The 15,265-nt window shown below is 54.8% G+C and carries 12 protein-coding genes; 6 read left to right on the top strand and 6 right to left on the bottom strand.

Annotation, left to right across the window (positions count from 1 at the left end):
- Positions 1-198: 198 nt before the first annotated feature.
- From NB063_RS21475 to NB063_RS21455, 5 genes are all read left to right on the top strand, one after another.
- Positions 199-2,292 (top strand): POT family MFS transporter, encoded by a 2,094-nt coding sequence (locus tag NB063_RS21475; RefSeq protein WP_250930844.1) that lies wholly within the window; start codon positions 199-201, stop codon positions 2,290-2,292.
- A gap of 43 nt (positions 2,293-2,335) precedes the next feature.
- A complete protein-coding gene (locus NB063_RS21470; RefSeq protein WP_250930842.1) occupies positions 2,336-2,932 on the top strand; it encodes a hypothetical protein in 597 nt (198 codons plus the stop codon).
- Positions 2,933-2,940: 8 nt separating this feature from the next.
- Complete coding sequence (tmk, locus tag NB063_RS21465) at positions 2,941-3,567, top strand: dTMP kinase (protein WP_250930840.1); 627 nt, start codon at positions 2,941-2,943, stop codon at positions 3,565-3,567.
- A gap of 98 nt (positions 3,568-3,665) precedes the next feature.
- Positions 3,666-4,718 (top strand): hypothetical protein, encoded by a 1,053-nt coding sequence (locus tag NB063_RS21460; protein WP_250930839.1) that lies wholly within the window; start codon positions 3,666-3,668, stop codon positions 4,716-4,718.
- Between the two features lie 147 nt (positions 4,719-4,865).
- Positions 4,866-5,681, top strand: a complete 816-nt coding sequence (locus NB063_RS21455; protein WP_250930837.1) for an exodeoxyribonuclease III — start codon at positions 4,866-4,868, stop codon at positions 5,679-5,681.
- 3 nt (positions 5,682-5,684) lie between these two features.
- Here NB063_RS21455 and NB063_RS21450 read toward each other — a convergent pair whose 3' ends face one another.
- Positions 5,685-7,088, bottom strand: a complete 1,404-nt coding sequence (locus tag NB063_RS21450) for an outer membrane protein assembly factor BamB family protein (protein ID WP_250930836.1) — start codon at positions 7,086-7,088, stop codon at positions 5,685-5,687.
- Positions 7,089-7,231: 143 nt separating this feature from the next.
- On the opposite strand from NB063_RS21450, the gene NB063_RS21445 reads away from it, so the two are divergent.
- Positions 7,232-10,891, top strand: coding sequence for a hybrid sensor histidine kinase/response regulator (locus tag NB063_RS21445; RefSeq protein WP_250930834.1), 3,660 nt, complete (start codon positions 7,232-7,234; stop codon positions 10,889-10,891).
- A gap of 15 nt (positions 10,892-10,906) precedes the next feature.
- On the opposite strand, the gene NB063_RS21440 is transcribed toward NB063_RS21445, so the two are convergent.
- The 5 genes from NB063_RS21440 to NB063_RS21420 all read right to left on the bottom strand — a co-directional run bounded on the left by NB063_RS21440 (position 10,907) and on the right by NB063_RS21420 (position 15,180).
- A complete protein-coding gene (locus tag NB063_RS21440; protein WP_250930833.1) occupies positions 10,907-12,355 on the bottom strand; it encodes an SWIM zinc finger family protein in 1,449 nt (482 codons plus the stop codon).
- Positions 12,356-12,510: 155 nt separating this feature from the next.
- Positions 12,511-12,957 carry a molybdopterin synthase catalytic subunit gene (locus tag NB063_RS21435; protein WP_250930831.1) on the bottom strand — a complete coding sequence of 149 codons (447 nt, stop codon included), beginning with the start codon at positions 12,955-12,957 and terminating at the stop codon, positions 12,511-12,513.
- A gap of 1 nt (position 12,958) precedes the next feature.
- Entirely contained in the window at positions 12,959-13,189 is a 231-nt protein-coding gene (locus NB063_RS21430) for a MoaD/ThiS family protein (RefSeq protein ID WP_250931176.1), read from the bottom strand.
- A gap of 56 nt (positions 13,190-13,245) precedes the next feature.
- Positions 13,246-14,226 carry a GTP 3',8-cyclase MoaA gene (gene moaA / locus NB063_RS21425; protein ID WP_250930829.1) on the bottom strand — a complete coding sequence of 327 codons (981 nt, stop codon included), beginning with the start codon at positions 14,224-14,226 and terminating at the stop codon, positions 13,246-13,248.
- Between the two features lie 12 nt (positions 14,227-14,238).
- A complete protein-coding gene (locus NB063_RS21420) occupies positions 14,239-15,180 on the bottom strand; it encodes an SMP-30/gluconolactonase/LRE family protein (RefSeq protein ID WP_250931175.1) in 942 nt (313 codons plus the stop codon).
- Positions 15,181-15,265 lie beyond the last annotated feature (85 nt).

Raw genomic sequence — 15,265 nt, 5'->3', positions numbered from 1 at the left:
GGTCGCGGTAGACATGTGCTTACTTTACCTAATTTCAGCTTTCCCCGGTGTACGTGTTCACCCGGTGTTTTTGTTAAGTTACGCGTCCTTGCCGAGTGCACGCCTGACTTCCATCTGACGATTTGCAACCCCACCACGCAAATTGCTGGCCCCGATAGTCGTCGCCCCCTCCAATATCATCCCTCTGAGAGGATCTCGATGTCACCTTCCAGTACTGCTACTGCCGGTTCTGAATCCAGCACCCAACCATCCTCAACCCCTACCTACCGAACACGCCCCTCGACGTCGAGTGGATTGCCCGCCGGGATTCCCTACATTATCGGGAACGAAGCGGCGGAACGATTCAGCTTTTACGGCATGAAGTCGATCTTAACGATCTTCATGACGGACTACCTGCACTGGATGGGGACTTCCGCATCAGGCACCGGGATGAGCAACGCCGCAGCGACTGAGCATTACCACTCCTTCACCATGGCAGCTTACTTCTTTCCTGTCATCGGTGCGTTGCTGGCCGACGTGTTCTTGGGTAAATACAAGACGATTCTCTATCTCTCGATCGTGTACTGTCTCGGTCACGCGGCACTTGCCTTCATGGGTTCACCCCCGATGAGTGCGGGTTGGTGGTTATTCGCCGGTCTATTGCTCATCTCCATCGGGTCCGGCGGTATTAAGCCTTGTGTCTCAGCCCACGTTGGTGACCAGTTTGGGAAATCGAATCACCATTTACTGACGAAAGTTTATCAGTGGTTTTACTTCAGCATTAACTTCGGCGCGTTCCTCTCCACCCTGCTCACCCCCTGGGTTCTGCAACACTACGGTCCTCACTGGGCATTTGGGATTCCCGGTGTGTTGATGGCGTTCGCCACGCTGCTGTTTTGGATGGGAAGGAACACCTTCATCCACATTCCACCCGGTGGAAAAGAATTCATTAGGGAGACTTTCAGCGCGACTGGTATCGCTGCGATTCTGAAGCTGATGATCATCTTTTCGTTCGTTGCGGTGTTCTGGGCACTTTTTGACCAGACCGGCTCCTCATGGGTGCTGCAGACCAAGAGTCTCAACCGCACTTGGCTTGGAATGACATGGCTGGAATCTCAGATTCAAGCGGTCAACCCGATCCTGATTCTCACGCTGATTCCGCTCTTCCAGTTTGCAATCTATCCCGCCGTCAACCGAGTCTTCACGCTCACACCGATTCGCAAGATTTCGATCGGTCTGTTCATAATGGTTGGCGGATTTGCAATCGTATCGATGTTGCAAGAAAAGATTGATGCCGGTCTCGAACCCTCAATCGCCTGGCAGTTTTTGGCTTACGCGGTACTAACTGCATCAGAGGTCATGGTGTCGATCACATGTCTTGAATTCGCTTACACGCAAGCACCCAAAAACATGAAGTCCGTCGTCATGGCGGTATTCCTCCTTTCCGTTTCACTCGGAAACGCCTTCACCGCAATCGTCAACCACTTCATTCAAACACCGACCGTTGGCGCCCTGGTATCAGAAATCGATGCCAAAAAATTGAAGGCCGGAGAAACGATCTCCGGTGGCGACTTCAGCGGAACGATTCTCGAATCCGGTGGTGATGATACTGCTATTTATCAACTCCTTGTCGACGGCCCTGATGCAAAGCAAGGCACCGACGACGATGTCGTCCTGACGCTGGACTCCGAGGGTGGGCTGCAATCGCTCACGAATGCGTCCAAACCGATCTTTGAAAGCGCAGCCGATAAGATTGAACAGGCGTTCTTCGATGCTGCTGATACATCGGGTGACACGCTTCCCAGTATTGAGCAAGTGAATTCGTTGCTCGGCGACCTTAAAGACGCTCATGGAAATCCGATCCGTTACAAACTGATTTCACGTGACCGCTATCAACTCGTTTCCGCAGGTGCCGATGGCATCGACGGTACGAAATGGGATGAAACGCTGACCGGAGTACTGCAACGAACGACCGAAGGCGACGGTGGCGAGCCCTCCTACAGCTGGCTCGAGCGACGAAAGATCGAAATACTCGGTGAAGGGGATGAAGCAAAAACCGCAGCCGCCAAAACCGAAATTGAGAGCGGTCGCGGCGGTGGAATCGAAACAACGTTTTCACGCAACTACGCGATCGGTGGACGCGTGTTGCTCGAAGGAGCCGACTACTTCTGGTTCTGGACGAAGTGCATCTTCTTCACCGCGATCGTATTTGTACCGGTTGGATACTTCTACAAAGAGAAAACATATATCCAAGACGATACCGAGGAAGAAATTCATGAAAAATCGCTAGCTGAAGAGTCGATGTCCGCCTAACCTTCGGTGCCACCATCTGACGCCGCCTGCTTACGGAATTCATATGTTACAGCTCGTCGCTGAACGTCCACTGATTACAGCACTGATGCTCTCCGTGCTCGCCGCAGGGTTGGTGTTCGGATGGTTGCAAACCGGACGAAAACCACTCGCGATTGTTGGCTTGGTTATTGCCTGCCTCGTTCCCGTTTCGTGGTTCGTTTCGGAGTACTGGGTCACTGATCGCGAGCAAATTGAGCTGTTAATCCGCCAAACAGCGGACGCAGTGGAAGCAAACGACCATGAAAAGGCACTGGCGGTCATCGGTGATGAAGCGACACGTCGTCAGGCTGCAGCTGAATTGCCACAGTGGGTTTTCAGTCAGGCTGACGTGGGTAGCATTCGCAGCATACGCGTGATCGAAAACACATCGCCCACCCAAGCCGATGTGGACATGATCGTGAAGGTCGAAGTCAGTAGCCAGCGTGGTGGCATGCAAAATATCCGTGTCCCTCGTCGGCTCTTACTGACGTTTGAAAAACGAGGCGATCGATCCGACGCGGCTGGCGGCGGATGGGTCGTCACGAGCTATCAGCACTTACCCGTCGTCGGCGGCCCCGATGGGTTTTCGAATACGGTAACACCGTCATTGGAACGAAACTGATTCGACTGATGAGTATTCCCTACTTCATTTCGTTTGACGGCATCGACGGTGTCGGAAAAACAACCCAAATCGAACTTCTTGCGGAATCACTCCGCGAGCGCGACCGAGATGTGCTCGTTGTCCGCGATCCAGGCTCCACGGAAATCGGTGCTCGACTGCGTGAAATCTTGCTTGGGGGCGAATTGCATATGCACCGACGCACCGAAGCGATGTTGTTCATGGCGAGCCGATGCGAAATGATCGAAACGATTTTGAAACCGGCATTAGCCGCAGGCAAAACGGTGATCTCCGATCGCTTCCTGTTGGCGAACGTTGTCTATCAAAGCACAAACGACAAAGACGGCATACCAGAAGTTACACCGGAACTACTGTGGAAAATGGGGCACCTTTCTTGTGACGGTGTCCATCCCGAGCTGACATTGCTGCTCGACTTACCGGCTGATCAGGCATTCGCGAGACTCGGCGGTGAAACCGATCGAATGGAATCACGCGGCTTGGATTACCTTGAACGAGTTCGAAACGCATTTTTGCAGCAATTGCCGCACACGGGCGGTCGCGGCGAAGTCATTTCCGCGATCGGCAGCATGGAGGAAGTCGCCAACCGAGTCGCCACCGCGGTGTTTTCCACCGTCTAAACTCCAGAAACGAACAGGATGAAAGACTCCAATTCGGTACAATTCAGGTGTCCATCGGTCAGACTTCGGATTCCCTGTTTTGAAAAGAGAGCAGTCTCATGTGCCGAACATTTCAGCGCGGTGTTCTTCTCGCAGCTTTGTTTTTCCCGGCATTCTTGACGTCTTCGACATCGGCAGCTGACCTTGAGATGGTCGACGGGTACGGCAATGTGACTGGCGTGATCGACGTCTCACGACAGGGATTATCCGTATTTGAGAGTTCTGGAAATCGTTTCTTTTACCAGCGAGCTCGCCAATACGATCTGCCAGGTGGACGATACTTGGGATTCTATAATCTTGAACTCAATCGGATCATCCGATTCCCCCGTAGCGGCCATGGACCGATCGAGCGTGCCGATCTCGATGCACCGTACCCGCGATTTGTCCCAGCATCGGTTTCGGTCCGCCCGGTGGGAAGCGGGCGAGGGTTTGCACCTTACCTCGATGTGTGGCTCGGCACACCGCAGCCAGACTATTTTCGTCACCCCGGCATTGCGTATGGCGGCGGTACCTATTTCGGCGGCTATTACTCCAGCGGCACGACGCTGAGCGTTGGTCCGCTCGGATTGCCTCCATCCCCGATTGTCTCTCGATACCCCAGCACCCTTCCGCAATCGGTGGTCATTGAGTCACGAATCGTCGATGTCGGGAATCTACCACCGGTCGAAATCGAGTTTCGCAACACGCAAAACGAAACGCTGATTGTCACGCTGACCGATACACGTCACCCTGGTAGAGAGCCTCAGTACCAGATCGAACCCGGCGGCAGTCAACGCGTCAAACTTCCGCGTGATGCCGGGCAGGTAAGAGTGGATCTGTATCAAACCATTGACACCTTTGGTAATCCGGTCCAACAAGAACGCCGTGTTGCGATTAATCCGCAAGTACGGTACGAGGTTGTCGTGCATCGCCTTCGGATCCAATCGATCGCGATCGACCGGACCGGAACGAGCCCCAATGAGATTGAGGACGTGAACTTTCAAGGCGTTGGTGTTGGCAGGTTTGTCTTGCCTCCTGGGGAACAGCTCGTTTCAGGGACGATTGATGTTTTCGCTGCAGCCGCCGGTGCGGCGAATCCAGGGTCGGTAGCACCGATCTTGCCGACCCCGTAGGTTGTTGCAAATCATCAAACCCACGACGCAATCTATCAAACCATCACGAACAGCTTCTCGGCGATACCAGATGGGGCGAATTGTTGCTGCTGTTGTCGTCAACACACGACCACAGACCCTGTGACTTCGAACGCAATTAACTTACGAATGCCAAAAACCAAACCTCTTCCCACTACCCCAACATCGAATTGGCGGCTCGTCTCTTGGAACGTCAACGGCATCCGTGCCGCGATGAACAAAGGGTTCCGCGACTACATCGAGCGCGAGACACCTGACATCATCTGCTTGCAAGAAACCAAAGCACGCTCGGAGCAAGCCGACACCTCATGGGCCGAGCCACTCGGATATCAACAGATTTGGAATTGCGCGGACAAGGCTGGATACAGCGGCACAGCCATTTGGACGCGGCAGCCGATGAAAAAACATTCGTTTGGCATCGGAAGCGAAGACCATGACCGCGAAGGACGCGTGATCACCGCAACCTGGGACGATTTTCACCTCGTCAACGTCTACACTCCAAACTCACAACGTGGCTTAACACGGCTCGATTACCGTGCGACATGGGACGCCGATTTCCTCGCCTATCTGCAAAAATTAAATAAGCGAAAACCGGTCATCTTTTGCGGTGATCTCAATTGTGCTCATCACGAAATCGATCTCGCCAACCCCAAAGCGAATCGCAAGAACGCCGGCTTTACCGACCAGGAACGCAGCGGATTAAGCATGATCGAAGCGGCCGGTTTCGTCGATTCGTTGCGGCACTTTGACAGCTCACCCGATCAGTACACTTGGTGGACCTATCGCAATAACGCCAGAGAGAGGAATATCGGATGGCGTCTAGACTATTTCTGGGTCGCCGGACGCTTCATGCCGCGTGTGACATCGGCCGCGATCCGCCACGACATCCACGGCTCGGACCATTGTCCTGTCGAACTCGAAATCGCAGTACCTCAAACAGCATGAAAACTACGGGCGAGGCAATTCCAAACACAGGACCGTTTCATCGCCACGAACGAGCATGCAGTTACCGGCGACTATTGGCGCCGCCCAACAGGGATAGCGGATCGCAGGCCACGGATTGGACTCGTCTTCGGATATTTCATTAAGGGGCCAGACCGCGATCTCATCAAACCTTTCCGGGGTGCATCGCACGATATGCAGCGGCCCAGACTCCTTGAGCACCAATAGCACATCGCCAAGCCGAGTTGCGGTACTGCGACTGCGTTCCATCGCCGTCCATTGGACCTTGCCCGTCAAAAACTCGATACATCGAAAGTCGCTGTCAGGTGCGTTGCGACCGCTGCATGCATACAGAAACCCCTCATGCAAAATCGGTGTCGAAAGGTGTGATCTCAGCGATTGATCGCGGCGTCTGCCTTCGGGGTCACGCCAAATCGGAGTGAACTCCGCCTTTGCGTCGACGATGTCGATTTCAAACAAACCCGCCCCCAAGTCATAGCAATCGCTAATCAGCACTCGATTTCCTTCAACGACCGGGACCATCGCGTTAACGCTCTCGAGCATGTCGGCTCGGTAACGCACGCTCCCTAGGCTCTGTCCATGTTCGGGGTCAACGAGATGCAAGAACTCTCGCCCAAACACGAGGACATACTCGTGGTCATTGATTCGTATTGTCCGAGGGCTGCTATAACTCGCCAGATCGTCGCCACACCTCCAAAGCTCCGCTCCCGTGCGTCGATCGAACGCCACCAAGAGGGAACCGTCGGGAGACACACGATCCAGACGTCCAGGGGCGATTGCCTGATCCGCAATCGGGCTCCCTCCGATCATCACGATCACCGCGTCGCCAAGCACGAGCGGTGCCGAACCAACGCCAAAGAAGTTCTGTACAACATGATATTGTTCATTGGTTTCGACTCGCCACTGAGCCTCACCGCTCTCGACGTCTCTTGCGGTTAGGGCGCCGGCAACTCCTAGCGTAAAAATCTGCGTGTGGTCGATCGTGGGGCTGCACCGTGCCCCCGATTCGTAGCCATAGAGGTCGCGGTATTCCAAATCGTTGGATTGCGACCAGACCACTTCACCTGATTGCAAATCAATTCTCCGCAACCGTTCCTTTCCGTTTTGAGCGTCGATGTGGAAATAGGCCCCCCGATCGATTACTCCCAGCCCGTATCCTTCGCCGACGGACAAACTCCAGCGACATCGGGGCGGTGCCTTCCATGACCAGGCCGCGACACTTTCGTTCGTCTCCGCGGTACCACTGAAATCGCTGTTGAGAAACCGCGGCCAAACAGTTGCAGTGGCCACCCCGGCTTGCTCAGCAACCGCGACGCCTCCGCCAACGAGCCCGCCCAACCAGAGAACACAGGCAGCGGGGGCGATCAAGTGAACAAAGTTGGATGTCATTCTCATATTAAGTGATATCGCTCGATTAAGATGGCCGAAGAGCATGTGAACTTGCGTTCGGCGACTGTCTGGTAAACTAGGTCGATTCTACCTCAGCAGCACCTCAAGATCCGAATCGGTATTTGTTTGATTGAAATGATCACATGAAGAGTTTCCCCGAAACGCTGATCCCGCAAAAACGACGCCCCCTGTGGTGGAGTCTGTCCATCGCATTGCTGATGTTGGCCGACATCGCGGCACCATCCAATTGGGGATTGTGTGTCCTCCACCTCCTGATGCTGCCGTTGGCATGGCGGTTTCTGCACCGCCGCGTGATCACGCGAATTACGATCGCGCAGGGAACCGCAGTCGCGTTCGCTGGTCTATGGCACGCGATGTATGGTCCAATTTTTGATGGGACGCTGCTCGGTGAAGCTTTCTTCGGCGTGGCCCCCGGTTCAGCCACGACGGGCGTTAACCAACTTTATTTCGATCCGGTCCGATTGTGGACCCTGCTCGCGTTGATCGCGTCGGGCTATTTCCATGTCTATTTGCGCAGTCGGCTGAGGCTGCGACTTAAGCACCAACAATACTTGCAGCAAGGCGTCCGCAGGCGTTCGCAAGAGGTTGCCCGAGTCAATCACGCCCTCCGGGACGAAGTCGCCCGCCGTCAAGCGACACAGCACCGACTCGATCAGAGTGAAACCACGTTTCAATCGATCATGGACCGGATGCATCTGCAGGTCGCGCGAAAGAACGCCGAAGGTGTTTTTACGTACGCCAATGATCCGTTTTGCAAAGAACTCGGTTTGAAACCGATCGATGTCATCGGAAGCACCGACGCGGACCTGTATGCCCCCGTGCTCGCCGCCCGCTATCGCGCCGACGACCTCAACGTCATGACCACGGGACTGCATGTCGATAAAGTCGAAGAGCATCCTGGAATCGACGGGCGCACGGGATTTGTTCAGGTCTTCAAAGCGCCCGAGTATGACCAACACGGTCGGTGTATCGGTATTCAGGCAATCTTTTGGGACGTGACTGAAAAACATCGCGGTGCAATGGAGCTGCAAAACAGCGAGGCTCGTAAAAGAGCCCTGTTCGACGCCGCGGGGGACGCCGTTCTGCTAGTCGATGACCGCGGTGTGATCATGGAGGCTAATCCAGCCGCGATGAACCTGCTCCAAGCGGGCGGCGGTAGATTGGTTGGTCGACCACTCGAAGACCTCATCATGCCGGTTGCGACCACCGAGCAACCCCAGTCGACTCGGAGAGTGTTCCAAAGACAAACGATGACCTGGGAAACCCTCCCCTTCACCGAGCGGCACCAGTTACGTCTCCGCCGCGGCGATGGGGTCGCGTTCGATAGTGAAGTCTCGATCCACCCGATTCCACTGGGCGACCGGGACGGAAGGGCCGTCATCATTCGCGACATCACGCTGCAACAGCAAGCGTTTGAAGCAATGCGTGAAGCCAAGGCGGTTGCTGAACAAGCCAACCGCACCAAAACGCAATTCATGGCAGGTATCTCCCATGAACTGCGAACGCCGCTGGGAGGGATCCGAGGGCTTACCGAACTATTGGCCGCACAGACGCTGCCGGCAGCGGCTCGACGATACGTCAATTTGATCGCACAAAACACCGAACTGCTTCACGACGCGATTGAGGATATTCTTGATTTCTCCGCGATCGAAGCCGGACGTGTCGCGATCGATCCGACTCCCATCGATCTCCATGAGGTCGTCGGAGATGCCTTTGGTTGTCTCGCGATTCGGGTCGCGGACAAGCCCGTTCGATTGTGCCTTTCGATCGATCCGAAGATGCCGCGACGCGTGGTTGCCGACCCCAAACGGATCAGGCAAATCATCGTCAACCTTGCCGGTAATGCCATCAAGTTCACCCCGCAAGGATTGGTAAGTTTGCGATTGTCGCTCGCCGATGGAGACGCTTCAAACGTTCGCCAATCGGAGCGTCGCAAAACCGGCAATGACTTTCTATCACTGCTCAATCGTTCCGAGAAAGGTGAGCGTTCCGACGAAAACACCCGCGAATTCGAAATGACAATTGTCGACACCGGCATTGGTATCGCGCCAGAAAACCAGGCACGCATTTTTGATGCCTTTGAGCAAGCCGATCGCGGAACCAATAAGCAATTCGGTGGTACCGGCCTGGGGCTCGCCATCGCCCGTGGCTTGGCCGAGCGGATGGGTGGCGGAATCGAGTTGAATAGCGAGCTAGGAACAGGAAGCTGTTTCCGCGTGCGACTGAAACTCAAACTCGCCGACGAAATCGTTCCGTCCAAACGATGGATACCGATGCGAATCGGTACCGCATTGGAACCGCTGTCGCGGCCGAACAACGAAGACTCTCAACCTCGTGGAGCCGTGGTCGTTTCCGTCAATAACGAAACAATCGAAAAAGCAATCGGAGAAACACTCGCTCACGATGGCTGGCAAACGTATCGACCTAGTGACATTTCGTCGCCCACCAGTCAACCATCCAAACAAGGTACCACCGCCGAGCACGCTACCCAGCCGATTGCTTGGATCCTTACCAACCACACCGCCGATGCGGCATGGCGAGTTCGTGCCCGCAAAACAAACGACCGAGTACTCTGGTTGACCCGAACCGGTGAATCCGTTCCACGTCGAGCGAAGAAAGAAGATACGATCATCATCGAACCGTTGCATCCTGACGAACTCCGACGCTGGCTCGCGGGCAAACCTCTCCGGCAAACCGCACGAGTCAGCGCCGTTGGCTCCATCACCCCCAATCGAATCGCCACCAAAACCAGCGAGACATTGACCACGACAGCACTGAGTACTGTGACCAGTTCGTCTGCGGAACCTCGTGACAATGGTCGGGATCGCTTTCACCTACTCGTCGTCGACGACAGCCCCACCAACCGACTTGTCATCCATGACCAATTGGTTTCTGCGGGTCATGTCGTCACGACCGCCGACGGTGGTCCAACAGCGATCGGCCATTTTCGACGCGGTTCGTTTGACTGCGTGTTAATGGATCTCCAAATGCCTGGGATGGATGGCACCGAAGTAACCGCGGAATTCGTCCAAATCGCAAAACAACTCGGTCGCCCCGTACCACCGATTATCGCTTTGACCGCGCACGTGACCGATCAACATCGAAAGATGTGTCGCGACGCAGGCATGATCGGATACATTACCAAACCCATTCATCTGGAACCGCTACTGGTTGAGATTCAACGAGTTGTCCACTCGCACACTCGTCGCCCCGTTGCATCAACCGAACCTCCGAAACCCAAACCCGTCGTCACCCAACCGCTCACGACCGATGCGTCCACTCCGGCGGCGTCTCCCGCTCCGACCACACCACCTACGCCGTCTACATCTCCTGCCAATCCAGAAACCCCCGTCAGCAGCGAACCCGACGACGAATGGCGAAATCGGCTGTCAAAACACTGCGGCGGCGATACCTCGACAATCGAATCGGTCTGCGAAGCGATCACGATGGAGGTCCCTGACCTTGTTCGTCGACTCGACCGTGCGGCCAGTAACGGAGACGCCAAATCATTCAAGACCGCTGCCCACACGTTGAAATCCTGTTTGCGTTATATCGCTGCACCCGCCCACAACGACCTCGCCGCCAGCCTGGAAAAACAATGTGATGACACCGAATGGTTCGATCGACTTCATTGTGCCACCACGTCCAAGTCCGATGGACCTGAAATTCAAGAACTCCGCCAAGTTCAAACGATCGCGAAATCCTGGGTCACCCGGGTGAAAGAGTCACGTAAGGACGCAAACGCAACGCCGGCTCCGCCTAGCTCACCTCGACTCTTCTGAAGAACGAAAGCCTCGTCACAAGGTCAACCGAAACACCTGCTGTTCGGTCACGATTGACAGCGGTTTTACTCTCAACGTTTTGTTGTCTAGGTCTTGATGCACACGGCCAATCATGACTTGGCCCGTGGTCAATTCCGCAGGCAACATCGGCATCAAGTGGCAACTCGGCGGCTCTTCCTTGAGTCCGGTTTCGGTCATCACGATTCGCTCGCCCGCGACATCCTCGATCACCAGATCTCCGTTGGGAAGTGTTCCCATACGATTAAATGCGATCGCAACGATGACCCGTTTATCGGCAAGCGGATTCTTAAGTTCAGTGCGAATCGTCTTCACCAATGACTCAAAACGATCGGTTGCGTGCGACCGAATGACTTTCAAATCGTCCGGTGTCAAATCACGTTGTTCAAACTCGTCCCAACGAACACGCACGTTCATCTTTCCTGGATAAACGCACAGCTCCGGAACCTTCGCAACTTTGAAGAAACTGTCTTGTTCGCGAATGTGCTTCGCTGCTCGGTATGGCCGATAATTTTGAGCTAGATGAATCGCGCCCGTGTTGAGATTCATCCAAATTCCGGTTTCTACGAACTCCTTGCGCGCCGCATCGTCGTAATTGTGAAATGCGAGCTGGACCAACTCGACATCCCGCTGCGTCAGACCTGCGTCACGTAGTTCCTGCAACTGCCACGCATGTCCGAGCCACGCCGCGATCGGCGAATCGGTCTGCGGTGGTGCCTTCGGATCTTCGAGCCGGGCATTGAGAACCTTTCGACCATGTTTGACGAGTGTGGATAGACGAGTCAACTGATCGAGAGCATCGGTGTAGATGGACTCACGTTTCTGAGGTGGCAATTCACCATCAAACCGACCATCATCGCCAATGAATAAATTCGTGTAAGCCAACAATGCAGCCTGCGCTCCCGGCAAATATGCGTCGCCGAGTTGCTTGGCCTGTTCTTGGACCTGCCGAGCGGACTTGGCGTTCATCGCCCCCATCCCCTTGGAAACCAAATCGAAAACCAGAGCCTCTAGCAAATCGAGCCCCTTCAACTGAGCGCTGATCTTTTTCTTCAACGCCGAGACGTTCACCGTTTTAGGTTTTGGCGAGGCCGATGCCTTTTTCCGTTGAGCAAGCTTGTCTCGCTTCTCCGCGAGATCAGCGGGTATCTCGGCAACCGTGAATGTTTTGCCCTCTACCAATGCATACATCAACCCGAGGCAATGTTTGCACGGGAACTGTCGCGATGGGCAAGTGCATCGATACGTCGGTTGGGTAGGACGTACGAAATCACAGGAACACTGATAGTTCGATTTGCCACTACCGCTGCATTCTCCAAATAAGAGTGAATCATCTTCACAGCGGTGCAAGGCAACGAACTTGCCTTTGACGACCAAGCTGCGTCCGTTGTTAATCGCCGCGGCGTTGGGCGCCTGTGAGTTCACAAAATCTGCATCCAAATTCATCTCTTCGGAACCCTCGACATGAGAAAACGAAAGCTGGCAGCAACGGATATCATCGCCATCCGCATCCGTATCAATTTTGTAACATGTCGCCACACACCATGCCACGTTTCGAGCAACGACGTGAAGTGAATATTCTCAAACAGACGCTGCGTCGCTTACGCGGTCGAATCCGGCATACTCCAACGAGGCACCTTCCAAATCGGAACGTGGCTTTTCATCGCGTCAATGAACTCGTCAACGAAAGTGATCGCCGAACGCCGATGCGATGTTGCGACTTGCAAGAGGAACGAACACTCGCCATTTCCCACGAACCCAAAACTGTGCTCGACGTCGACGGCGATCACATCATGTTTGCGTGCGTATTGGTCGGCGAGGCGATGAAGTTCTTGGGAAGTCATGGGTTCATAAACTTCATATTCCAGTCCGAGAATCGGTTTCATTTCATTCTCGTCGACCTCACGATTGCGGACACGTCCTTGGAAGGTAACCACGGCACCCGCCAATGCTGTCTCGGAATCCGACAACACAAATGGTGTCGCCGACGCTATCGGCCCGGACGTTAATCGCACCCGCACGTTCGCTTCGCGAGACGCGTTTTCCACCTCAACCTCCACTGATCAAACCCACTAAGGCTACTTCATCCCCCGCATTGATCAATGAATCGGCTGCGGCGAATTCGTGGTTGACGGCCAGTCGGCTCACGCCAATTGACGCCGATAAATCCGGGTAATGATGAATGAGCATAGGCATCAGCTCATCCACTCGGACTGGAAAATTGACGTCCGAGAGAATCAAGCGGTCACACCCGATTAATTTCGCCTGAGGCCCAAACACCAATACCTGCAACTCTCCGGTGCTTCTGTTGGTTCTAGATGAAACGGGTTGCACGATTATCCTCCGATGGCATGCATAGGGCGTGTGGGCCGTAAAAACGTGAGATCATCGGTCCCATGTCCACGCATTTTAGCGGCGACCGCTGCCTTGATTGCTGCGGCGATTGATTGGTCATCAGAACCGCCACGCAACAGGGCCCGAATATCTCCCGAGTCTTCGCCAAACAAACAATTGCGAAGTTGCCCGTCAGCCGTCAATCGAAACCGATCGCAGGATTCACAAAACGGTTTGGAAACCGAAGCGATCACGCCGATCGTTCCGAGCCCGTCGTCGAATCGGTAGTCCGCCGACGGAGATGAGCCACCGTCGCGGATAGGGATGAGCGGCCGAATCTGCTCTGAAAACATCGCAATGATTTCGGCGCCTTTCAGAACCGCGGAGGTATTCCAGTTACCGTCGCTATCCAAAGGCATGAATTCGATAAAGCGAACGGGTATCCCCGTGCGACGGGTGAACTCACCAAAGGCCCCAATTTGGTTATCCGTCAATCCTCGCATGGCAATCGAATTGACTTTCACCATCAGGCCCGCCTGCTGTGCCGCGTCGATTCCGCGTAGCACCTTTTCCAAACCACTACGTCTGGTCGCACCGCGAAACGACTCTTCGTCCAATGCGTCCAAACTCACGTTGACGTGTTTCAAGCCAGCACGGACGAGAGCCTCGAGCTGATCAATCAGTAGGATGCCGTTGGTGGTCAGAGAAACCTTGCGAAGCCCTGAGATCTCGTTGAGTTGCTGAACCAGTGTCGAGAGTTGAGCACGCACGAGTGGCTCACCACCGGTTAATCGAACGTCATCGACGCCGAGCGTCACCGCGACTTTGACAAACCGGACGATTTCCTCGAACGTCAAAATCTCACTGCGAGGTTGATACTGCGGCGTGTGCTCCGGCATGCAGTACGTACAACGCAAATTACAACGATCGGTAACGCTAATCCGTAGACTGCGGTGATTCCGCCCGAACCGATCAGTCAACATGACAGATACCTGTTATTGGAGAGGTATCCGGCAAAGTTGTTTATCTGCAGTGATGTAAAGCCACTTCTCATCAGCATCCAAAGCACAGTTACTTACACGCCCTCCCGTCAGCAAACGCCCGAGCAATTCACCATCGGGTGTCATTACGTACACACCGCCCGGCCCGCTCGCCAGCAATGTACCACTGGAGTGTACAGTCAATCCATCGGGTGCTCCTGGAAATTCCTTCATATAAGACCGGGCATTGGCCAGCTCCCGAGACGGACCCAGCGTGCCATCGTCTTGGATCGCAAAAGCGACCCATACCGGACGCTGAGAGTCACTCTGGGCGACGTACAAGGTTTTCGCGTCCGGAGACAATCCGATCCCGTTGGGGCGAACCAACTCGGTCGTCAACAGCGTGAGTTCCCCCTCGACCGATAATCGGTACACCCCAAAATGATCGAGTTCTCGCCGAGCGTCCTTCTCTCGATCGGGTAATCCGTACGGCGGGTCGGTAAAGTACAGGTTCCCCTCCGCATCAAAGACCAAATCGTTAGGACTATTGAGCCGTTTACCTTCATATGCGTCGACAAGGGTTCGCTTGCCACCGCCGACTGTGAGCACCGATACGCGTCGATCGCCGTGTTCGCAGATCGTCAATCGCCCGCGTGTATCGAGCGTTAGGCCGTTGCTTCCCGGTTCGAGTCCGTAGAACTCGATCCCGGTATATCCGCTCGGCGTTAGAAATGCGTCCACGCCCCGGCCAGGTCGCCAGCGAAAAATCGTATTGCGAGGGATGTCTGAAAACAACAGACAACCGCTATCGCCATCACATCCGTCGACGCTCGACCCCGGCGGAACCCACAACGGGCCTTCGGTCCAAGTGAAACCGTCGGCGAGCACCTCGAATTTTGCCTCACGTGAAAAGTAAGCAGACAACCTCTCATCGAGCGATTCGACGTGCCCAATCATGCCTGCCGATTGGGCGAGCACCCGCGATTCATCGCCCACGACCAGAGCAAGCGTGGACAAGACGATCCAAAGTAAACGTGTGATT

The organism is Aporhodopirellula aestuarii, assembly GCF_023701485.1.
Taxonomy (GTDB): Bacteria; Planctomycetota; Planctomycetia; order Pirellulales; family Pirellulaceae; genus Rhodopirellula; species Rhodopirellula aestuarii.
This window is presented reverse-complemented; position numbering and strand designations above follow the sequence as displayed.

Excerpts from the sequence above, each read along its gene's own strand:
- NB063_RS21455 (WP_250930837.1), top strand. The coding sequence starts at position 4,866 with ATGCCAAAAACCAAACCTCTTCCCACTACCCCAACATCGAATTGGCGG.
- NB063_RS21445 (WP_250930834.1), top strand. The coding sequence starts at position 7,232 with ATGAAGAGTTTCCCCGAAACGCTGATCCCGCAAAAACGACGCCCCCTG.
- NB063_RS21460 (WP_250930839.1), top strand. The coding sequence starts at position 3,666 with ATGTGCCGAACATTTCAGCGCGGTGTTCTTCTCGCAGCTTTGTTTTTC.
- NB063_RS21470 (WP_250930842.1), top strand. The coding sequence starts at position 2,336 with ATGTTACAGCTCGTCGCTGAACGTCCACTGATTACAGCACTGATGCTC.
- NB063_RS21475 (WP_250930844.1), top strand. The coding sequence starts at position 199 with ATGTCACCTTCCAGTACTGCTACTGCCGGTTCTGAATCCAGCACCCAA.
- NB063_RS21420 (WP_250931175.1), bottom strand. The coding sequence starts at position 15,180 with ATGATTGGGCACGTCGAATCGCTCGATGAGAGGTTGTCTGCTTACTTT.
- tmk (WP_250930840.1), top strand. The coding sequence starts at position 2,941 with ATGAGTATTCCCTACTTCATTTCGTTTGACGGCATCGACGGTGTCGGA.
- NB063_RS21450 (WP_250930836.1), bottom strand. The coding sequence starts at position 7,088 with ATGACATCCAACTTTGTTCACTTGATCGCCCCCGCTGCCTGTGTTCTC.
- NB063_RS21440 (WP_250930833.1), bottom strand. The coding sequence starts at position 12,355 with ATGAATTTGGATGCAGATTTTGTGAACTCACAGGCGCCCAACGCCGCG.
- moaA (WP_250930829.1), bottom strand. The coding sequence starts at position 14,226 with ATGTTGACTGATCGGTTCGGGCGGAATCACCGCAGTCTACGGATTAGC.